This window comes from Methylobacterium indicum (assembly GCF_001043895.1).
Lineage (GTDB): Bacteria > Pseudomonadota > Alphaproteobacteria > Rhizobiales > Beijerinckiaceae > Methylobacterium > Methylobacterium indicum.
In genome coordinates this window covers 37,306-57,262 of sequence record NZ_JTHF01000046.1, presented here as the reverse complement: position 1 = coordinate 57,262, position 19,957 = coordinate 37,306, and the positions used below count along the sequence as shown (strand labels likewise).

Here is a 19,957-nt window from a genome sequence, read left to right as displayed (position 1 = left end):
AGCCTGCTCCTCGCGCGCCACCGCATCCCGACGCCCGAAACCTTCGTGCTCTCGCGCCGGGCCACCACCGCGGCGGCGGCGTCCCGGCGCGAGAGCACGAAGGTTTCGGGCGTCGGGATGCGGTGGCGCGCGAGGAGCAGGCTCGTCATCGCCTTGTCGACCGAGCGCTCGATGGCCGAGGGCCCGTTCCACACCACGGTGCCGGCGGCGACGAGCGCGTGCAGCACGCCGAGCCGCATCGTGGTGGCCTCGAACGTCCCGCCCGCGATGGTGCGCAGCAGCACCCCGTCCGGCAGGGCGTCGCCGAAGCCCGGCACCCGCAGGGGCTCCGGGTAGCCGGTCTCCACCGTGACGTCGGCGAGCGAGAACAGCACCGGCGTGGCGCCGAGCGCCGTCAGCGCGGCCAGCAGCCGGGCCTTGTGCCAGGCGCCGTTATCGGCCGCGAGCCCGATCCGCATGACCCCGATCCTCTCGATTCCGCCTCAGGCGAAGGAGCGCGCCACCAACTCGGGCACGAGCCGGCCGGCGCGGTGGCTATGGCCGGAGCGCAGCGAGGTCACCACCACCTCGGCCGGGCTGAACAGGTGCTTGTCGATGGCGTAGAAATCGCCGTTGAAGCGGGAAAAAATCTCCGCGAAGGGGGCGCCGTGGTCGCGCGAGGTCGTGCTCGGCAGCGCCTCGGCCAGGCCCTTGGCGTCGGCGTCGTCCGCCTCGACGAAGAGCTGGACCCGGCCGCCATAGATGATGGCGTCGTTGGTTCGGCCCATCGCCTGGATGAAGTCCGGGTGCGGCGGGCTCAGCGGTGCGGCGCCGATCCCGTCGACGATGGCGCCGAGGTCGAAGCCGACGGAATGCGCCTTGTGCAGCGCGACCTCGAGCACCCGGGCGACCACCTGGGTCGCGCCGGCGAGGCTCTGGGTCGGGGCGTACACGAAGGTGACGTCGGCGGGCTTCACGCCGGCCGCCTCGGCCACCTTGGCGGTGACGGAGGCCGGCGGCGGGCTCGCCGATTCGAGCACCAGGGCGATGCGCTCGGCGGAATCGCGGTAGGCCAGCTCCTCGAACAGGTGCTCGACCGCCGCCGCCGCGCGCCCCGGGCCGGAGCCGAGGGCGAAGAAGCCCGAATCTCCGGTCTCGTCGGCGAGGCTCCAGCCGGCATACTGGCTGCCGAGGCAGGCCAGCACCGGATCGGTGCTGTGCACGGTGAGCGTGAAGGGCCAGGCCTCGAGCGGGCCGGCGGGGGCGATCGTCACGGTGCCGAGACCGCCCAGGCAGATCTCCGCCATCCGCCGGCCGGCCTCGATCGAGCCGCGCACGCCCGCCCCGGCATCGATCAGACGCGACCCGTCCGGCGCCCGCGACACGGCGAGGCGCAGGCGAACCGCCTCGGCGGCCAGGGCCTCGACCAGGGGGGCGGCGAGCGCGTTGACGCTCGGGCGGGCGGCGGCAGTGGGGGTGGAACTCATCGGGTGGACTCCCTTGGGCCGGGCCGGGGCGTGTCGGCCTCCGGTCGGCCGGTCGAATCGATCGGGGTCTTCGAGGCCCCTTGGGACGCGAGAGCATCTTCCGACGGAGCGAATACCGGTTCGTCGTAGAAAATGCGGCAAGATCAAAGACCTAGAGCAGCGCCCGATCGCGACGCGATCGGGCGCGGTCTAGTCGGGGCGCGTGATCCCCCCTCCCGCACGAAAGAGGGGATCGCGCGCCTCGCCCCCGAGCATGACGCTGCGGCGCGCGAAAGCCAACGCGGCGTCTCCTGGCCTTTTCGTCAACTGCGCCCGCAGCGCGGCCGCCCGGGTTTCGAGGGCGCGGCGGGCCGCGACCGCGTCCGCTCCCTCGGCCATCACCGTGCAGATCGGGGCGCCGGCCTCGATCCGGCTGCCGGCGGCGGGGCGGTCCATCGCCCAGTCGGGCCAGTCGAGGGCCGGAACCGCGGGAATCGCCGCGTCGGCATAGAGGATCTCGGTCGCCGCCGCATCCCCAGGCACCGGCAGGGCCCGCGGCAGCCGGCCCCGGCTCGCGGCGAGATGGGCCGCGAAGAGCGGCACGGGCCCGCGATCGAGGAGGTCGAGGGTGGCGCCGGGCCGCGGATTGACCTCGAGGAGCCACCACGCCTCGCCCTCGACCAGGACATCGGCGCTGACGAGGCCGCGCAGGCCCGTCGCGGCGACGAGGCCGGCGAGTGCCTCCACGACCGCAGCCCGCACGCCGTCCGGCAGGGCGACCGGACCGACGGCGCCGGCATAGCGGAAGGGCCGGTCCGCGCCCGGCGCGGTCCATTGCTCGCTCGCGGCCAGCACGGCGATCCCGCGCCCGTCGGCGAGCGCCGCGAGGGCGTGCGGCCGGCCCGGCACGCGGCGCTGGAGATAGGCGTTCCTCGGCAGCCGTCCCGTCCGGGCCGCCCGAACGTGGCCGCCGCCCGAGGCGCCGCGCCGCTTCACGAGCCAGGAATCGGGGGCCGCCACCGGCGCCAGGGCGATCTCGGGGTGTGGAATGCCGAGGCGGGCGCACGACGCCGCGAAAGAGTCCGGGTCCTTCAGCGCCGCCACCGCGTCGGGCGAGGCGCCGAGCAGGGGATACCGCTCCGCGAGGCGTCGCATCAGGCCGGGCGATCCCTCGAAGCCGGAGCCGAGGACGAGGCCGACCGCGGGGCCGGCTTCCGCCGCCAGGGCGGCGAGGGCCGCCTCCACGCCGCGGGCCCCCGGGCCGGCGCCGAGGCGGCCCGGCACGCGCCGGTAGCCGGCGGCGAGGGACCGGGTGTCGTCGTCGCCGAACAGGTCGGCCACGAAGGGCCGGTAGCCGGCCCGGCGCGCCGCGGCGGCGAGCGCCCGCCCGGATTGCGCGGCGATCAGCACCGCCTCGCCGGTCATCGCCGCGAGGTCCCCGCCCGTCCGGTCTCGTCCCGTCGGGTCACGCGGGTCCGGCTTGGCCGGTCAGCTCGACGGCGAGCCGATAGGCGTCGCGGAAATCGAGGACCAGGGGCTGGTCGGCCTGGAGCAGGCGGCGGAAGAGCCCGGCCTGAGTACCGTACTTGACGTTGCCGATGGCGAGCGCGCCGATGCCCACGCCCCGTCCGCTCGGCAGCGGGACCGCATCGGCGTTGACGTCGATCCCCGCGATGCCGGCGGGCGGCACGGCGTTGACGTCGGCGGCGACGAGCAGGCGGCCGGCCTGGGTCAGGTCCTCGGCGCTCAGCACCTGCACGCCGGCGGCCGCCGCCGACAGGATCACCTCGGCGTCCCGGGCCGCCGCGAGCCGGCCGGCCTGGTCCGAGCCGTCGGCGGCCTCGACCGCGACGCCGAACCGGGTGCGGATGCTCTCGGCGATCGCCGCCACCCGCTCGCGGCCGTTATAGCCGACGAGGACCGGGTGGGCGCCCTCCTGGGCGGCGATGACCGCGGCGCAATAGGCGACGACGCCGGTGCCGCCGTAGATCGCGACGCGCTTGCCCGCGAGCCCCTCGCCGAACCTGTCGTGCAGCGCCTTGCGCACGCAGGCCACCATCGCGGCCCCGGTGGTGAAGGAGCCGGCCGGGTCGGCGAAGACGTGGTTGGCGAAGGGCGGCACGAAGGCGCTCGTCGCCGCGTCCACCATGTCGAGGGAGGCCTCGGCGTTCTTGCCGCCGATGAAGATCGCCGTGCGGGTGCCGTCCTGAGGCGCGCGGGAGAAGATCGAGTCCTGGACCAGCGGCACCACCTCGCCCGGCTCCACGGCGGTGTAGGTCGAGACGACCTCGAAGCCCGCATCCACCGCCATGTTCACGTCGAACGGACTCATGTGCTTGAGCGGCGTCAGCATGTGCAGGATCGAGCGGGCCATTCGAACCTCCTGTCGGGAGCGGCGCAGCCGGGCGACCGCACCGGCAGCCCGTGCCGTGACGGGTGCCGTCCCGCCTTCTAAGCCGGGCGGTCCCGCCTGTGTCTTGTACGATAGTGCTGTTGCGCCAGTTCGAGTCGGTCCGGCCCGGCGGATTCTCGGAAGATGGCTTCCGAATTCTCTCTCAGCCGATCTCGGCGCCCCGGTTGCGCCCGCGCGCGATGCGGTAGCCCAGGTCCGGGTGGCGGGCGCGCAGGGTCGCGACCAGCGCCTCGGCCTCCGCCGCACCGGCGACGAGGGCGAAGCCGGTCGGCCCCCAGGAACTCTGGCCGAAGCCCGCGATACCCTCCGCCTCCACGGTGGCGAGCGCCGCCGCCACCGCGTCGCTGGCGTAGCGCCCGCCCTGGTGCGGGGCGAAGTAGTCGCCGATCCGGCGCTGGATCCCGGTGATGCCGGAGCCGAAGCGCGGCAGATCCTCGGTCACGGCCGCGGGCAGCACCTGCATCAGCACCGTGCGGCAGATCTCGGCCGCCTCCGCGGCGGGGAACCGGGGCAGCTCGCGGAAGGCCCGGCGCTCCTCGGAACCGTGGACGCCGGTGCGGCCCGCATCGAGCATCAGCACCACCCGCCAGGCCTCCGGGAAGGCGAGCCGGGCGATCACGGGCGGCGGCGCGTCGGTCTCGTCGCGCCCGCCATCGACGATGAGGCCGCCGGTGACGAAGGCGGCGAGGCCCACGCCCGAGCGGTTGCCGCGGTCGAGGACGTCCGCGAAGGCGGCGGGCGCGAAGGGGGCGCCGTGGAGCGCCGCGAGGGCCGCGGCGACCGAGAGGGCGAGCTGCGTGCCCGAGCCGAAGCCCGCATGGGCGGGGATCGCCTCCGCGAGGTGGAAGGCCCCCGTCTCCGGCACCCCGAGATGGCGGGCCGCGAGCGCCGCGTAGCCGCGCACCCGCGCGCATTCGGCGGCGATGCCGGGCCCGTCGGCCCCGGTGACCCGGAGGGTGTCGGCCCGCGCGGCGGTGAGGTCGATGCCGGGCGCGTCGAGCCCGAGCCCGATGCTGCCGAAGCGCCGGCCGAGCCCGCCATGCAGGTCGAGGAAGCCGAAATGCAGCCGCGCCGGGGCGCGCACCCGCACCTCAGCCCGCGCCGTCCCCATCCCGTGCGCCAAACCGGCCTCGCTTCCTGCCCTGCTGCCCGACCCTGCCGCCCGGGCGGCCGCGCCGGGCCGTCCCGCCGCGGGACTGTCCCACACCGTCGGTCGCCTGGGCAACTCTCGGCGCAACGGTGCGGGGCGGATATTTTCTGGCGCCCGGTGCGGCGAGCCGGACTTTCGGGGGACTTGCCTCGCCGCCCTCCCGGATGCGACCGTCCGGCGCGGAATCGAAGCGGGGTCCGGGTCGGGCGATCCACGGGACCGCGAAGACGTGAGCGAGGGCGGATGACGGCCTGGATCGACGGGCAAGCGGTGGAACGCGACGCGGCGGTCGCGGCGGCGGCGGAGCTGCTGGCGGGGGCGCGCAGCCCCCTCGTCGCCGGCCTCTGCGCCGACGCGGCCGCCGTGCAGGCGGCCTTCGACCTCGCCCGGACCGTCGGCGCCTCCGTCGATCCCGCGGCGGGCGCGGCGGTCTACGCCGATCTCGGCGCGCTCGCGTCAGTCGGTGCCATGGCGACGACCCCGGCCGAGGCGCGGGGCCGGGCCGACCTCGTGCTGGTCGTCGGGCAGGCGCCCTGGACCGCCGGTCTCGTGCCCGATCTCGCGGCGGGCGATCCCGTGCGGGGCCGGGCCTCGGGTCGTCCGCGCACGCTCGCGACCCTCGGCGGCACCGGCGACGGCGCCGTTCGGCACGTCGCCTACCCGGCGGGCGAGGCCGGGATCCCGGCGGCGATCGGGCTGCTGCGCGGGCTCGTCGCCGGCCGCGTCGCCGGTCCCCATCCGCTGGCCGACCTCGCGGCGCGCCTGCGCGACGCCCTCTACGGCGTGATCGTCTACGACCCGGCCGAGATCGGCGCCCTCGGGGCCGAGATGCTGACCGGTCTCGTCAAGGACCTCAACGAGACCACCCGCTGCTTCGCGCTCGCCCTCGGCGATGCCCATCAGGGCCGCACCGCCATGCAGGTCGCGGCCTGGAGCACCGGCCAGGGGCCGCGCGTCGGCTTCGGCCGCGGGCGCCCCGAGCACGATCCCTGGCGCTTCGATTCCGGACGGCAGGTCGCCGCCGGCGAGGTCGACGCGGCCCTGTGGCTCGCCGCCCTGCCGGCTCCCCTGCCCGCCTGGACCCGCACCGTGCCGAGCGTGGCGCTCCTCGGGACGCCGACCGGCAGCGAGGCACGGATCGTGATCGCAGTAGCCGTGCCGGGCGAAACGGCCGGCGCCGCCCTCTGGCATCCCGGCCGGGCCGCGATCGCCTGGCACGAGGCCGGGGCGCCCGCCGCGGCCGCGGCTCCGGACGCCGCCGCCATCCTCGCCGACCTCCACGACCGCCTCGCCGCCGCACCGATGCGTGCGCCTGCGGCCCCTACGGAGCTTTCCGCCTCATGCTGACCCGCATCGCCGGCGGCCGGGTGGTCGATCCGACCGCCGGGCGCGACTCCGTCAGTGACGTCTGGATCGAGGACGGCCGCATCGTCGCCACCCCGGATCGCGGGCCCGACCGCACCATCGATGCCGCCGGCTGCATCGTCATGGCGGGCGGCGTCGAGGTCCATTCGCATATCGCCGGCGGCAACGTCGTGCTGGCGCGCCTGCTGCTGCCGGAGCTCGGCGTGTCCGAGCCCGACGCGCCGAACCCGCACGGGTCGGGCCGCGACGTCGGCCTGCTCTACGCCCGGATGGGCTACACCACCGCCGTCGAGCCGGCGATGCCGCCGGTCAACGCGCTCGCCACCCAGCTCGAACTCGCCGAGATCCCGCTCCTCGACCGGGGCGGCCTGTGCGTGATGGGCAACGACGACCAGCTGCTCCAGCTCCTGCGCGACCGCGAGAGCGCGGATGCGGTGCGCGACCTCGTGGCGCTCAACGTCGCGACCTCCCGGGCGCTCGGCGTCAAGGTGATCAATGCCGGCGGCGCCGACGCCTTCAAGGACGGAGCGGTGCGCTTCTCCCTCGACGACGAGGTGCCGGCCTACGGGCTGACCTCCCGACAAATCCTCGACGGGCTCCTCGACGCGGTCGAGGCACTCAAGGTACCCCACCCGCTTCACGTCCATTGCAGCAATCTCGGCCTGCCCGGGGCCGACGACAGCCTGATCGAGACCCTCGAGGCGGCGGAGGGCCGGCGGATCCACTTCGCCCACGCCCAGTTCTACGCCTACGCGGCCCTGGACAAGGACAACCCGCTGACCGGCGGCTTCAAGTCGGCCGCGCCGCGGATCGCCGAGGCGCTGGCGCGCCATCCCAACGCTACCCTCGATGTCGGCCAGGTGGTGTTCGGCCAGACCGCGACCATCTCCCTCGACGTCCTGCGCCAGTTCGCCGGCCGCAAGGGGGCGAGCCCGAAGAAGTGGATCGTCAATGCCGGCGACGCCGAGGGCGGCGGCATCGTGCCGTTCCGCTACCGCGACCGCGGCCCGACCTCGTCGCTGCAATTCGCCATCGGGCTCGAGCTGATGCTGCTCTCGCCCGACCCGGAGCGCACCATCCTGACCACCGACCATCCGAATGGCGGGCCGTTCACCGCCTATCCGCGCATCCTTCACCTCCTGATGGACAAGGAGGCGCGGGACCGCGAGGTCGCTGCCCATCCCAAGGTCGCCGCCGAGCGCTCGGGCCTCGCGGGAATCGAGCGCGAATACACCCTCACCGAGGTGGCGCAGCTCACCCGCTCGGGGCCGGCGAAGCTCTTGGGCCTCACCGACCGCGGCCACCTGCGCCCCGGGGCACGGGCCGATATCGCGGTCTACCGCGACCAGGCGGACCGGACCGCGATGTTCGCCCGCGCCCACCGGGTGATCAAGGACGGCACGGTGATCGTCGAGGACGGCGAGGTCGTCGCCTGGACCCGCGGCCGCACGCTCCAGCTCTCCGTCGAGGCCGATGCCGGCATGGCGCGGCGGACGGAGTCCTATCTCCAGGGCCGCTTCGGTGCCGGCCTGTCGAGCTTCACCGTTCCCGACGCGGCCTTCCCGGGCCGCCGGGCGGACGAGCCGGTTTTCGAGGCGGTGGCATGCCGGACCTGATCCTCAACGGCATCCGGGTCGAGGATACCTTCGCGGAGGCCTTCGACATGGCGGGCACCGCCCTGGTGCTCACCGCCGACACCGCCGAATGGGCGATGATCGCCGCCGTCACCATGACCGGCTTCGCCACCTCGGTGATCGGCTGCGGGGCGGAAGCGGGCATCGACACCGTGCTCTCGCCCGACGACACCCCGGACGGGCGCCCCGGGGTGCGCGTCCTCCTGTTCGGCTTCGATGCCGGCGGCCTCAAGGACCAACTCCTGCGCCGGGTCGGCCAATGCGTGCTGACCTCGCCGGGCAGCGCGGTCTATGCCGGCATCGCCTGGGACGACCCCAACGCCGCCAAGGCGATCAAGCTCGGCGGGGCGATCCGCTATTTCGGCGACGGCTTCGCCACGGCCAAGCGCGTCGACGGGCGTCGCTACTGGCGCACCCCGGTGATGGACGGCGAGTTCGTCTGCGAGCATTCCGTGCCGACGATCCAGGGCGCGGTCGGCGGCGGCAACCTGCTGTTCCTCGGCCGGCGCTTCCCCGACACCCTGCGGGTGGCCGAGATCGCGGTGGCGGCGGCCCGCGCGATCCCGGACGCGATCCTGCCCTTCCCGGGCGGCGTCGTCCGCTCCGGCTCCAAGGTCGGCGCACGCACCAAGGGCATGATGGCCTCGACCAACGACGCCTATTGCCCGACCCTGAAGGGCCGCGCCGGCTCGCTCCTGCCGCCGGAGGTCGACGTGGTGCTGGAGATCGTCATCGACGGGCTCTCGGCCGGCACCGTCTCGGCGGCGATGCGGGCGGCGCTCCACGCCTCGACGAAGGCCGGGGCCGATCTCGGCCTCGTCGCGGTCACGGCGGGCAATTACGGCGGCAATCTCGGGCGCCACCACTTCCACCTCCGGGACCTGCTCGGAGAGGCCGCATGACCACCCTGACCCTACGCGCCGCGCCTCCCGAACGCCTGGATCTCGCCGGGATCACCCCCGCGGCGCTGGCCGGCCTGTCCGAGGGCGAGGCCGCCCGGCTGCCGGTCGGCACCAGCCGCCACGGCCTCACCCTCGGCGATTGCTTTGCGGTCGCCCTCGACGGGGCCGACGAGTTGCGGATCGTCGGTGCCACCGACCGCCTCGACCGGATCGGCGCCGGCCTCGAAGCCGGCCGGATCGTGATCGAGGGCGATGTCGGCCAGCGCCTCGGCGCCGGCATGACGGGCGGCACGATCACGGTCTCGGGCTCCGCCGGCCCCTTCGCCGGCACGGCGGCCAAGGGCGGTACGATCCGCATAGACGGCGACGCCGCCGAGAGCGCCGGCGGCGCGATCCACGGCGCCCCCGCTGGGCTCGACGGCGCGACGCTGCTGATCGGCGGTCGCGCCGGCGACCGCCTCGGCGACCGGATGCGCGCCGGCTTGATCGTGGTGAAGCAGGCCGGGGACCATGCGGGCTCGCGCATGATCGCCGGTACGATCGTGGCCGAAGTCGTCGGCGACCATCCGGGCTACGGCATGCGCCGCGGCACCCTGGTGGCCGCCCGCCACGGCGCCCTGCTGCCGACCTTCGCCGAGACCGGGAGACAGGATCTCGTGGTGCTGCGCTTGCTGGCGAAGTCGATCGCGGCGCATTCCCCCGAGGCGGCGGCCCTGCTGCGCGGATCGATGCGCCGCTACGGCGGCGACCTCGCGACCCTGGGCAAGGGGGAGTTGTTCACCCCGGCGGGGTGAGAGCGGTCATCGCTGGTGCGGGGGTGTGCCCGCGAACACGCGTCCACCTGGCAGGGGCATCCCGGGGCTCGCCGCAGGCGAGAGCCCGGGATCCGGAACCGCAGATGGTTCCATGGAAGTCGGGACGCGTCCCGCCTCGTCCTGCAAGACCTGAGCGTCCGGATCCCGGGCTCCGCTGCGCGGCCCCGGGATGACGCGGAGGGGATTCAGGCTCGTCGTGGGGAGGCAGGCTCCGTCACAGCCTTGCCTGGATCTTCTTCGCGATCGCGCCCAGCCGCTGCTCCAGCAGGGTCGGCACCTCGCAGACATAGGTCAGCGACTGGCTGCGCTCCTGGAAGATGCGCTTGTCCCAATTGAAGCGGGATTCGATTTCGGCGAGTTCCTTCGTGTCGGGGACGTCCGGCGCGGTCTTGACCTCGCTGATCCGCCCGGCCTCGTCGCGGATGCGCTCGGCCATCACCTTCTGGCCGCGGGCGTAGCGGCCGATGCCGGCCACCACCTTGTCGCGCTCGCCGTTCAGCACCTCGAACACGCCGGCGAAGACGCGGGTCAGGCGGGCATCCTTCTCGGCCTTGTCGAGCTTGGCCGTGAACGCGTCGAGGAGGCCGTCGACCTCGTCCAGCGGCAGCCGACGCGACGCGATTTTTTGCGCCAGCAGGGCCGCGTCGGTGTCGTTGCCCCACTCGGCCAGAGCCTGGGTCGGGTCGGGCCCGGTCCAGACCGCGCCGGGACCCAGCGTCGAGACCTTGCGCTGGGCGCAGGGCCAGTCGGGATCGGGCTTCGGCTGGGCGAGCGCCGGGACGGCGGCCAGGACCAGGAGCGTGGCGAGGGTGGAACGGAGCATCATGGGCATCTCTCGATGATGGGCGGTCAGCCCGCCTCCCCGGCCGGGCCGCCGCGCCGGGCGAGCAGCCCGCGGCCGGGATCGTAGGCGGCCACCGCCATGACGAAGAACGCGAGGCCGGTCCCGACGACGACCGCGCAGGAGACCGGGTTGAAGGCGCCGTAGAGGGCGAAGCGTACGAGTTCGACCGCGTGGGTGAACGGGTTGATCTGGCAGATCCAGTAGAGCGTCGCGCTCGATTCGTTGATCCGCCACAGCGGGTAGAGCGCCGAGGAGGCGAAGAACATCGGGAAGATCACGAAGTTCATCACGCTGGCGAAGTTCTCGAGCTGGCGCACCAGCGAGGACAGGAACAGCCCGATGGCGCCGAGCATCAGGCCCGAAGCGAGGAAGGCCGGCAGGGCCAGGAGGTAGCCGCTCCAGGGGATGTCGGTCTCGAAGAAGCTCGCCACCGCCAGGAAGACGTAGGCCTGGATCAGCGAGACGATCACCCCGGCGATCAGCTTGGCCAGCAGCAGGCTCCAGCGCGGATAGGGGCTGGTGAGCAGCACCCGCATCGAGCCGACCTCGCGGTCGTAGACCATCGACAGCGAGGATTGCATGCCGTTGAACAACTGGATCATCACCGCGAGCCCCGGCACGACGTAGACCTCGTAGAGGACATACGTTTCGTAGGGCGGCGTGATCGACAGGCCGAGGGTGTTGCGGAAGCCGGCGGCGAAGATGAACAGCCAGACCAGCGGCCGCACCAGCGCCGAGAAGAACCGCTCCTTCTGGTTGAAGAAGCGCAGCAGCTCCCGACGGACGATGCCCGTCAACGCGATGAGGTAGCCGCCGGCATCGAGCCGGCCGCGGACCGGAGTGAGGCTCGCGCCCGCGCTCATGCCATCGTCCTCATGCGACCCTCTTCGTGGTGTCGGGGCCGCGCTCGGCGGTCATCTGGCGGAAGGCGGTCTCGAGGGAGCCGGTCGGTTCGCTGAGCGCCCCGGCGAGACCCCGGGCGATGATCCGGCCGCGATGCAGCACCACCACCCGGTCGTCGCCCTCGATCTCGTCGAAGATGTGGGTGGCCCAGAGCACCGACAGCCCCTCCTCGCGCACCAGGGCGCGAACGATGGCGACGATGTCGGCGCGGGATTCGAGGTCGAGGCCGACGGTCGGCTCGTCGAGGAGCAGCAGGTCTGGCGAATGGATCAGCGCCCGGGCGATCTCGATCCGCCGCGACTGGCCGCCCGACAGGGTGCGGATCTTGTCGTCGCGCCGCTCGACCAGGCCGATGCGGGCGAGCAGCGTCTCGATCCGGGCGAGCGCCGCCTTGCGGGGAATGCCGTGGAGTGCGGCGTGGTAGAGCAGGTTCTGGCGCACCGTCAGGTCGGTGTCGAGGGTGCGGGCCTGGAAGACCACGCCGAGGCGGGCGAGCGCCTGCGACGGCTCGCGGTTCAGGTCGTGCCCCAGCAGCGCGACCCGGCCGGCCTGGCTGGCATAGAGCCGGGTGACCACCGAGAACAACGTGGTCTTGCCGGCGCCGTTCGGCCCGAGCAACGCCACGAAGGCGGCCCGCGGCACCTCGAACGACACGGCGTCGAGGGCGGTGCGGGCGCCGAAGCGGTGGCTGACGCCCTCGACCGCCAGCGCCGGCCCGCTCATCGGCCGAGCGCCTTGCGGGCGTCGCGCACCGCATCCAGGCACTCGTCGTATTCCTTCTCGCCCAGCTCCCGCTCGGCGACGCGCAATTCCTTCTTCAGGGTCTTGGCGACCGCCTCGGCCGGGGCCTTCGCCAGCTCGGCCTTGATCATCGCGATGCCCTCCCGGCACGACGCGGCATCGTCGGCGCGGGCGGGCAAGGCCGTCAGCAGGAGCAGGGCGGCGAGGAACGCGCGCATCCGGGGGTGTCCTCCTTGGTGGTGCGGTCGATGTAGGCTAGCGGCGGCGACCCGCCTACCCCGGATCATTTCACGATGAAGCGCCCGGTCATGCCCCGGCTCTCCAGCCCCTGGACCGACCACGGGAACTCGCCGGCCCGCACGGTGACGAACTCGACCGCGATCGTGCCCTGGTCGTCGAATTCGAGGTGGTGCGGCGGGCCTGCCATGTGCACCTCGAGGTGGTTGATGACGATCTGGTTCATCCACACGCCGCGGAAGAACTCGCTGGCGAAGAACTTGTACTCCTTCTGCCCCTTGGCGGTGATGCGCAGGCGGTAGGACTTGCCCGCCTCCATCTCGATGTCCTTCACGGGGACCGCGTAGTCGTTGTCCTCGGCGCCGAGGAACAGCTCGGGCAGGTCGGTGCGGCCCTTGGTGAGGTCGCCCGCGGAGGCGTGGGTGGCGAGGAGGCCGAAGGCCAGGGCGGCGGTGAGAAGGGCGCGCATGATCTGTCCGGTTGGGAGGTCGATCGCCTCCCCTCCCCACAAGGGGGAGGGGAAGTACGAAACTATTGCGGCGAGACCGCCACGCCCCAGGGCAGGAGCCCGACCGGGATGCTCTTCGTCACCTTCATGGCCTCGACGTCGATCACCGAGACGTCGTTCGAGGTGCCGTTGGTGGTGAACAGCAATTTCTGGTCCGGCGTGAAGGCGAGCTGCCACACCCGCTGGCCGACCGGCAGGTACTTCTGGACCTCGTAGGTCTTGGCATCGACCACCGCGACCCGGTTGGCGGGCCCGAGCGCGATGAAGGCCTTGGTGCCGTCGCCGGTCAGGCGCACGCCGACCGGCTGGATCTGCTCGTCGGTGACGCCCGGGATCTTGAAGGTGATCTTCTTCACCACCTTGCGGGTCTCGACGTCGATGACCGAGACGGTGCCGCCGACCTCCGCCGAGACCCAGAGCCACTTGCCGTCGCGGCTGAACTCGGCGAAGCGCGGGCGCGCGTCGACCAGCACGTTGTCGATCACCTGGAAGGTCTTGGTGTCGATGAAGTGGGCCATGTTGGTGGTCTCGGAGGTGTTGACCAGGATCGACCCGTCCGGGCTCAACCCCATCCCCTCCGGCTCGACGCCGACCGGCACCTCGGCCACCACCTTGTTCTTCTCGATGTCGAGCACCGTGACCTGGCTGTCGTCCTCGTTGGCGACGTAGAGCGGGTTGCCCGAGGGGTGCGCGATGAACTGCTCCGGGTCGGGCCCGGAGCGCAGCGAGCGCACGATCTTGCCGGTCTTGGTGTCGAGCACGTCGATGCGGTCGTCGTCGCTGGCGCAGACGTAGAGCAGGCTCCCGTCCTTCCCCACCGTGATTCCCCGCGGCCGGCGCCCCACCGGCCAGGTCGCCGTGACCTTCAGGGTCTCGACGTCGATGACGCTGACCGAGTTGCCCTTCTCGTTGCTGACATAGACCGTGGTGGCCTGGGCGGGCGCGGCGAGGAGAGCGGCGGACAACGCCGCCGCGAGCGCCGCGGGGCGCGCCGGTCCGATCCGGTGACGGCTCATTCGTCCTCCCTTCCGGCCGCGCTGGTGGCACGCGGTCCGCCTGTCTCTTGGTCGTCGGGTCTTGCTCGTCGGATCTTACCTGGCCTGCCGCGACGCCGCGGGCGAGGCCGACTTATGGCGGAAGCCGGTCCGCCATTGTCGCAGTCACGATTTCGGCAGCTTGCACTGCGTCTCCGGCAGGTCGATGCCCAGCGTGTCGAGCGGCGTGCGCTGGTGCAGGTAGCCCTGCTCCGGCGCCACCGCCACGAGCGCCTGGGGCTGCACCAGGAGCATCGGCTGGCGCAGCTGGTGGTCCCAGGGGCGGAAGCTCAAGGCCACGCCCTTGTAGCCCGGCAGGGTGAAGGCCGGGTCGGCGATCGCGGCCGTGAGCGCCGCCGGGTCGGTGGTCTTCTTCTGGAAGGCGGCCTCGCCTACCGCGCGCACCGACGCCCAGACCTGGTAGTCGAGGGGGCGCATCAGCCGGCCGGCGAGGCGGCGGAAGCGGTTCTGGGCCTGGGCGGCGCCCCAGACCTCCAGCGTCGGGTGCCAGGTGGTGGGGACGAGCCCTTGCGTGCCGACGACGGGCCGCGGGTCGACGGTGTGGAACGGCACGTAATCGCCGAAATCGCCCGCCTCGTCCGCCACCACGGCGACGTCGTAGTCGAGCCCGCGGGTGAAGACGAGGGCCTCGGCCCGGGTCGGGGTGTCGCCCCGCGCCCGCGCCAGGGGCCCGAAGGTCCAGGGGCGTTCCGCCGTGATCTGGAGCCCGAACTTCTTGGCCGAGCGCTTCAGCGCCTCGGCCCAGAGCTTGTCGCCGTCCTGCGGGCCGGTGATCAGGAAGAGCTTGCGCCAGCGCATGAAGGCCAGGAACTGCGCCAGCGCGTCGGTCTGCATCGCCCGGCTCGGGGCGACGTGGAAGATGTCGGCCCGGCAATCGGTGCCGCGCAGGCGGTCGTCCGGGGCACTGGCGTTGAACAGGACGACGCCCGACCCTTTCAGCGCATCGGCCACCGCCAGCAGCTCGTCGGCGGGCAAAGCCAGCACGATGAAGCGCAGGCCCTTGGCGGCGAGTTCGCGGGCGGCGTCCACCGGGCTCTGCGGCGGCGGCGCGCCGGGGGCGGCGGTGCCGAGCGCCACCGCGTCGAGGGCGTAGCTCTGGCCGACGAAGCGGCCGGTCGTGGTGTTGTCGCGGATGGCGAGGTTGGCGCCCGCCAGCCCCTCGTCCTCGGGTGCGGCCTGCGCGTCGTAGGAGGACGGCGCCGGGGCCGGCCGGTAGATCAGGCCGATGCGGATCTCCGCCGCCTTCGGGGCCGCGGGCTGGGCCGCCGGCGGCGCGGGCGCTCCTGCATCGGGCGCTTGAGCCTGGGCTTCGGGGAGCCACGGCCCGGGCGCCGCCGTCAGGGCGGCGAGGAGGCCGAGGGGGGCGAGGGCGCGCTTACGGAAGGAGGCCATGCCGGGGCAGGCTAGCCCGGATCGTCGCGCACCCTCAACGCCTGTTCGATGAGGAATTTCTGAGAATTTCTTCGCCCAAAGTCCGAAGGCCGGTGGCGCGAGACCGCGTTGCGCCCGCCCGCGCCGTCATGCGAGGGTCGCCCGATGCTGGTTCCGCGCGCCCTCTCCGTCCCGGCGATCCTGCCCGCCCTGGCGGCCCTGCTCGTCGGCCCGCCCGTCATCTCGCCCGTCTTGGCGGCGTCGAGCCCCGCGGCGGTATTCGCGATCGAGCTCGCCGAGCCCGGGGTGATCGGGCCGCGGCCGCTGAAGCCCGACGAGGCGCGGCGCCTGGCGCTGGCCACCGACGCCCTGCGGCGCGAGGTTGCCGGGCGCGGGCTCGACCCCGTGGACCTGACGCCCCAGGCCGCAGCGATCCGGCGCGACGCCCCGCTCTACAAGTGCGAGGGCTGCGCGGAAAAGATCGCCCAGGCGGCCGGGGCGGCTCTGGTCGTCTACGGCTACGTCCAGCGCAGCGCGCCGCAGGTGCTCAACCTCAACATCACCATCACGGACGTGGCGAGCGGCAAGGTGCTGCGCGGCGGCCAGGTGGTGATCCAGGGCGACACCGACGAGACCTGGCTCCACGGCGTCCGCTCGCTGGTCAAGAACCGCCTCTTCGCCGAGCCGCTGCCGAACCGGTCCTGATCCCGTGCCCGATCCCTCTTCTTCCCGCGTCCGCCTCCTCGTCAGTGTCCGCGACGCCGCTGAGGCGGCGCTCGCCCGCGATGGCGGCGCCGACCTGATCGACGGCAAGGACCCGGAGCGCGGCGCCCTCGGGGCGCTCCCGGCCGAGACCGTGCGGGCGATCGTGGCGGTCTCCGGCGACCGGCTCACCAGCGCGGTGGCGGGCGAGCCGCGGGACGCCGCGGAGGCGTCCGGCTGCCTCGCGGCGCTCGCCGGCACGGGGGTCGGCTACCTCAAGATCGCCTGGGCGCCGGGGCGGGACGCGACCGGCCTGCTTCTGCCCGCCGGCAGGCCGGTGATCGCGGTGCTCTTCGCCGAGGACGGGCCGGACGGGGCGGATGTCCCGGGGCTCGCTGCCGCCGGCTTCTCCGGCGCGATGATCGACACGCGGGGCAAGGACGGCCGGCGCCTCACCGACCACCTGGCCCTGCCGCGCCTCGCCGGCTTCACGGCGGCGTGCCGGGCGCACGGGCTGCTCTCGGGCCTCGCCGGCTCGCTCCGGCTCGACGACATCCCGGATCTCGCGACCTTGCGGCCCGGCTATCTCGGCTTCCGCGGCGGCCTCTGCGCGGCGGCGGACCGGACCGGGCGGCTCGATCCGGCGCGGATCGCCGAGGCGGCCCGGCGGCTGGCGGCGCCCCGCGTCGCCGCGGCCTGACCCCGTGCCGAGACAGCAAGCAGGCTTTGCGGGGGGGCTCACCGTCGTGAAGGTCGGCGGCAGCCTCGTGGCCGATCGCGACCGGCTGCGTCGTGTTCTCGCGTCCCTCGCCGACGGGGAGGACGGGCCGGTGGCGATCGTGCCGGGCGGCGGCGCGCTCGCCGAGGCGGTGCGTACGACGCAAGGCGCCCTCGGATTCTCCGATCCCCTCGCCCATCGCCTCGCCCTCGACGCGATGGCGGGCATGGCCCGGATCTTCGCCGCCCTGGAGCCGCGTCTCGTCGTGACGCCGGAGCCGGGGGCGTGCCTCGCCGCCGGCGCCGTGCCGGTCTGGGATCCCTCCCCCCTCGGCGCCGGCCATCCCGACATCCCGGAGAGCTGGGAGGTGACCTCGGACAGCCTGGCTCTGTGGCTCGCCGCCGGCCTCGGGGCCGCGCGCTGCCTGCTGGTCAAGTCCGTCGATCCGGCGCCCGGGGGCGCCCTGGCGGATCTGGCGCGGGCCGGGCTGGTCGACGCCGCTTTCCCGTCCTTTGCGACTCTCTTCGCCGGCGCGATCGTGCTACGGGGCCCCGGCGGCGACCGGACCTGCCGCGAATCCCTGTCGGAGCGCGCCGCGTGAGGGAGCACCTCGTCTTCATCACCGGACGGCTCGCCAAGGCGCGGCTGGAGAAGATCGCCGCGACCCTGCCGCCGGAGCGGTTCGCCTGGACCATCGCGGATGCCGGCGTGAAGGTCGCCGCGCTGATGACCGAGGAGATCATCCGCCGCCGGGTGACGATCCCCGCGGAGGCGACGCGGGTCATCCTGCCCGGGCGCTGCCGGGCGGACCCGGCCGTGCTGGCGGCGCATTTCGGCGTGCCGGTGGAGCGCGGGCCCGACGAGATCGTCGACCTGCCGGTCTTCCTCGGGCTGGCCGGGCGCAAGGTCGACCTGACGCGCCACGACGTGCGGATCTTCTCCGAGATCGTCGACGCCTCGCGGATGACGCCGGAGCAGATTCTCGTCCGTGCCCGGGACCTCGCCCGCCGCGGCGCCGACGTGATCGATCTCGGCGGCCTGCCGGACACGGCCTTTCCGCATCTCGACGAGACGGTGCGGCTCCTCAAGGCCGAGGGGCTGCGCGTCAGCATCGATTCGTTCTCGGCCGACGAGCTGCGGCGCGGCGCGGCCGCCGGGGCCGACTTCCTGCTCAGCCTCAACGAGGAGACCCTCGACCTCGCCTTCGAGACCGAGGCGGTGCCGATCCTGGTGCCGACGCGGCCCGAGGATCTGCCCTCCCTCGATCGGGCGATCGAGCGGATGCAGCGGGCGGGAAAACCCTTCATCGCCGACCCGATCCTCGAACCGATCCATTTCGGCTTCGCGGCGTCGCTCGTGCGCTACCACGAGACCCGGCGGCGCCACCCCGACATCGCCATGATGATGGGGACCGGCAACCTGACCGAGCTCACCGAGGCCGACAGCCTCGGGGTGACGGCGCTGCTGATGGGCGTGTGCTCCGAACTGTCGATCGGCAACGTGCTGATCGTGCAGGTCTCCAACCACACCCGCCGCACGGTCGAGGAGCACGACGCCGCCCGCCGGGTGATGTACGCGGCCAAGGCCGACGCCGCCCTGCCCAAAGGTTATGGCCGCGCCCTCCTCGCCCTGCACGACAAGCGGCCCTATACCCAGAATGCGGACGAGATCGCGGCGCTCGCCGCGGACGTGCGCGATCCGAACTACCGCGTCGCGATCGCGGAGGACGGGGTCCACATCTACAACCGCGACATCCACGAGGTCGGGCGCGACGCGATGGCGTTCTTTCCCAAGCTCGGCGTCGAGGCGGATGGCGGCCATGCCTTCTATCTCGGCGGGGAATTGACCAAGGCGGAACTGGCCTGGCGCCTCGGCAAGCGCTACGTGCAGGACGAGCCGCTGGACTGGGGCTGTGCGATGGACGCCGACGCCGAGGACACCACCCGCTTCAAGGCTCCGGGCCATACCCGCCAGAGCGGAAAGCCCTGAGCGCCGTGCCGCTGATCCTCGAGACCATCGTGACGACGGCCGACCCCGACGGCGCCCTGCACCTCGTGCCGTTCGGGCTGATCCGGGACGGCGACGATTTTTGGGTGGCGCCGTTCCGGCCCTCGCCGACCATCGCCAACCTGGAGGCGGTGCCGTTCTTCGCCGCCGCCGCGCCCTCCGACATGCGGGTGATCGCCGGCTGCGTCACCGGCCGGCGCGACTGGGCGACCGTGCCGTGCCGCGACATTCCGGTACCGCGCCTGGAGGCGGCCTACGGCCACATGGAATTGCAGGTCGCGGAGGTGCGCGACGATCCCGTCCGGCCGCGCTTCCGCGGCCGGGTGGTGCGCGCCGAGGCGCACCGCCCCTTCCTGGGTTACAACCGGGCGCAGAGCGCGGTGCTGGAGGCGGCGATCCTATCGACGCGCCTGCACATGCTGGAGCCCGCGACGGTGCTGGCCGAGCTGCACCACCACCGCATCGCCGTCGAGAAGACGGCCGGGCCCGCCGAGCGCGAGGCCTGGAACTGGATCGCCGCGAAGGTCGCGGCCGCCCTGCCCCAGGCGGCCGGAGGTTCCCTCGCGGTCGATGACGCGTGAGACACGCGTGAACAGGAGAGATCCGATGAAGCGCATCATCGCGGCGGCCCTGGTCGCCGCCTTCGCGGCGGCCCCCGCCGCCCAGGCCCACGGCCCGACCCGCAAGAAGGTCGAGGAGAAGGTCACGATCAACGCCTCGCCGGACAAGGTCTGGGCGGTGGTCGGCAACTTCCAGGACATGAGCTGGCTGCCGCCGGTCGAGAAGACCGAGGGCAAGGGCGGCAACGAGGTCAAGGCCACCCGCACCCTCACCCTGAAGGGTGGCGCCACGGTCGAGGAAGAGCTCTACAAGTACTCGGCCGAGCAGAAGAGCCTGTCGTACCGTATCAACAAAGTCGACGTGAAGGTCCTGCCGGTCAACAACTACTCCTCGACGATCAAGGTCGAGCCGGCGGACGGCGGCAAGGCGTCCGAGGTGGTGTGGGACGGCGCGTTCTACCGCGGCTACATGAACAACGATCCGCCGCCCGAGCTGAGCGACGAGGCGGCGATCAAGGCGGTGTCGGCCCTGTACCGCGCCGGCCTCGACAACCTGAAGGCGAAGCTCGAGAAGAGCGGTTCGTGAG

At 73.2% G+C, this 19,957-nt stretch carries 21 protein-coding genes and 1 pseudogene; 10 read left to right on the top strand and 12 right to left on the bottom strand.

Annotated elements, in window-relative coordinates:
* The 5 genes and pseudogenes from QR78_RS05990 to QR78_RS05970 form a co-directional block, all read right to left on the bottom strand.
* Positions 1 to 458 (bottom strand): annotated as a pseudogene (locus tag QR78_RS05990) (hypothetical protein); the annotation flags it as partial.
* A gap of 24 nt (positions 459 to 482) precedes the next feature.
* On the bottom strand, positions 483 to 1,466 hold the full coding sequence (gene mch, locus QR78_RS05985) for a methenyltetrahydromethanopterin cyclohydrolase (protein WP_048426587.1): 984 nt from the start codon (positions 1,464 to 1,466) through the stop codon (positions 483 to 485).
* 189 nt (positions 1,467 to 1,655) lie between these two features.
* A complete protein-coding gene (locus QR78_RS05980) occupies positions 1,656 to 2,870 on the bottom strand; it encodes an ATP-grasp domain-containing protein (protein ID WP_082171614.1) in 1,215 nt (404 codons plus the stop codon).
* A 40-nt stretch (positions 2,871 to 2,910) separates the two neighbouring features.
* The gene (locus tag QR78_RS05975; protein WP_048426586.1) at positions 2,911 to 3,819 is read right to left on the bottom strand and encodes an NAD(P)-dependent methylenetetrahydromethanopterin dehydrogenase; all 909 of its coding nucleotides are present in this window, start codon (positions 3,817 to 3,819) and stop codon (positions 2,911 to 2,913) included.
* Between the two features lie 181 nt (positions 3,820 to 4,000).
* Positions 4,001 to 4,969 carry a beta-ribofuranosylaminobenzene 5'-phosphate synthase family protein gene (locus QR78_RS05970; RefSeq protein WP_048426585.1) on the bottom strand — a complete coding sequence of 323 codons (969 nt, stop codon included), beginning with the start codon at positions 4,967 to 4,969 and terminating at the stop codon, positions 4,001 to 4,003.
* Positions 4,970 to 5,251: 282 nt separating this feature from the next.
* On the opposite strand from QR78_RS05970, the gene QR78_RS05965 reads away from it, so the two are divergent.
* Genes QR78_RS05965 through QR78_RS05950 form a run of 4 tightly spaced genes read left to right on the top strand, consistent with a single transcriptional unit; the run spans position 5,252 to position 9,703 of the window.
* On the top strand, positions 5,252 to 6,355 hold the full coding sequence (locus QR78_RS05965) for a molybdopterin-binding domain-containing protein (protein WP_048426584.1): 1,104 nt from the start codon (positions 5,252 to 5,254) through the stop codon (positions 6,353 to 6,355).
* The gene (locus tag QR78_RS05960) at positions 6,349 to 7,989 is read left to right on the top strand and encodes a formylmethanofuran dehydrogenase subunit A (protein ID WP_048426583.1); all 1,641 of its coding nucleotides are present in this window, start codon (positions 6,349 to 6,351) and stop codon (positions 7,987 to 7,989) included. Before QR78_RS05965 ends, QR78_RS05960 begins: the two co-directional genes overlap by 7 nt.
* Positions 7,977 to 8,909 (top strand): formylmethanofuran--tetrahydromethanopterin N-formyltransferase, encoded by a 933-nt coding sequence (gene fhcD, locus QR78_RS05955; RefSeq protein ID WP_048426582.1) that lies wholly within the window; start codon positions 7,977 to 7,979, stop codon positions 8,907 to 8,909. The genes QR78_RS05960 and fhcD overlap by 13 nt, the downstream gene beginning before the upstream one ends.
* Positions 8,906 to 9,703 carry a formylmethanofuran dehydrogenase subunit C gene (locus tag QR78_RS05950; RefSeq protein WP_048426581.1) on the top strand — a complete coding sequence of 266 codons (798 nt, stop codon included), beginning with the start codon at positions 8,906 to 8,908 and terminating at the stop codon, positions 9,701 to 9,703. The genes fhcD and QR78_RS05950 overlap by 4 nt, the downstream gene beginning before the upstream one ends.
* 235 nt (positions 9,704 to 9,938) lie before the next feature.
* Here QR78_RS05950 and QR78_RS05945 read toward each other — a convergent pair whose 3' ends face one another.
* The 7 genes from QR78_RS05945 to QR78_RS05915 form a co-directional block, all read right to left on the bottom strand.
* Positions 9,939 to 10,547 (bottom strand): hypothetical protein, encoded by a 609-nt coding sequence (locus QR78_RS05945; protein ID WP_048426596.1) that lies wholly within the window; start codon positions 10,545 to 10,547, stop codon positions 9,939 to 9,941.
* 26 nt (positions 10,548 to 10,573) lie between these two features.
* Complete coding sequence (locus QR78_RS05940) at positions 10,574 to 11,431, bottom strand: ABC transporter permease (protein WP_048426580.1); 858 nt, start codon at positions 11,429 to 11,431, stop codon at positions 10,574 to 10,576.
* Between the two features lie 10 nt (positions 11,432 to 11,441).
* Entirely contained in the window at positions 11,442 to 12,194 is a 753-nt protein-coding gene (locus tag QR78_RS05935; protein ID WP_048426579.1) for an ABC transporter ATP-binding protein, read from the bottom strand.
* A complete protein-coding gene (locus QR78_RS05930) occupies positions 12,191 to 12,430 on the bottom strand; it encodes a hypothetical protein (RefSeq protein ID WP_048426578.1) in 240 nt (79 codons plus the stop codon). The genes QR78_RS05935 and QR78_RS05930 overlap by 4 nt, the downstream gene beginning before the upstream one ends.
* Before the next feature lie 65 nt (positions 12,431 to 12,495).
* The gene (locus QR78_RS05925) at positions 12,496 to 12,918 is read right to left on the bottom strand and encodes a cupredoxin domain-containing protein (RefSeq protein WP_048426577.1); all 423 of its coding nucleotides are present in this window, start codon (positions 12,916 to 12,918) and stop codon (positions 12,496 to 12,498) included.
* A gap of 62 nt (positions 12,919 to 12,980) precedes the next feature.
* Positions 12,981 to 13,973 (bottom strand): YVTN family beta-propeller repeat protein, encoded by a 993-nt coding sequence (locus QR78_RS05920; RefSeq protein WP_048426576.1) that lies wholly within the window; start codon positions 13,971 to 13,973, stop codon positions 12,981 to 12,983.
* Between the two features lie 144 nt (positions 13,974 to 14,117).
* Positions 14,118 to 15,404 (bottom strand): ABC transporter substrate-binding protein, encoded by a 1,287-nt coding sequence (locus QR78_RS05915; RefSeq protein ID WP_048426575.1) that lies wholly within the window; start codon positions 15,402 to 15,404, stop codon positions 14,118 to 14,120.
* A 144-nt stretch (positions 15,405 to 15,548) separates the two neighbouring features.
* Between QR78_RS05915 and QR78_RS05910 the strand changes: the two genes are divergently transcribed.
* The 6 genes from QR78_RS05910 to QR78_RS05885 are packed head-to-tail and all read left to right on the top strand — an operon-like array spanning position 15,549 to position 19,956.
* On the top strand, positions 15,549 to 16,088 hold the full coding sequence (locus tag QR78_RS05910) for a DUF3280 domain-containing protein (protein WP_048426574.1): 540 nt from the start codon (positions 15,549 to 15,551) through the stop codon (positions 16,086 to 16,088).
* A gap of 4 nt (positions 16,089 to 16,092) precedes the next feature.
* The gene (locus QR78_RS05905; protein ID WP_048426573.1) at positions 16,093 to 16,785 is read left to right on the top strand and encodes a (5-formylfuran-3-yl)methyl phosphate synthase; all 693 of its coding nucleotides are present in this window, start codon (positions 16,093 to 16,095) and stop codon (positions 16,783 to 16,785) included.
* Positions 16,786 to 16,789: 4 nt separating this feature from the next.
* Positions 16,790 to 17,404 (top strand): amino acid kinase family protein, encoded by a 615-nt coding sequence (locus QR78_RS05900; RefSeq protein WP_048426572.1) that lies wholly within the window; start codon positions 16,790 to 16,792, stop codon positions 17,402 to 17,404.
* Positions 17,401 to 18,792, top strand: coding sequence for a DUF6513 domain-containing protein (locus QR78_RS05895; protein ID WP_048426571.1), 1,392 nt, complete (start codon positions 17,401 to 17,403; stop codon positions 18,790 to 18,792). The genes QR78_RS05900 and QR78_RS05895 overlap by 4 nt, the downstream gene beginning before the upstream one ends.
* Before the next feature lie 5 nt (positions 18,793 to 18,797).
* Positions 18,798 to 19,391, top strand: a complete 594-nt coding sequence (locus QR78_RS05890; RefSeq protein WP_048426570.1) for a DUF447 domain-containing protein — start codon at positions 18,798 to 18,800, stop codon at positions 19,389 to 19,391.
* Positions 19,392 to 19,416: 25 nt separating this feature from the next.
* Positions 19,417 to 19,956 (top strand): SRPBCC family protein, encoded by a 540-nt coding sequence (locus QR78_RS05885; protein WP_048426569.1) that lies wholly within the window; start codon positions 19,417 to 19,419, stop codon positions 19,954 to 19,956.
* Position 19,957: the final 1 nt, after the last annotated feature.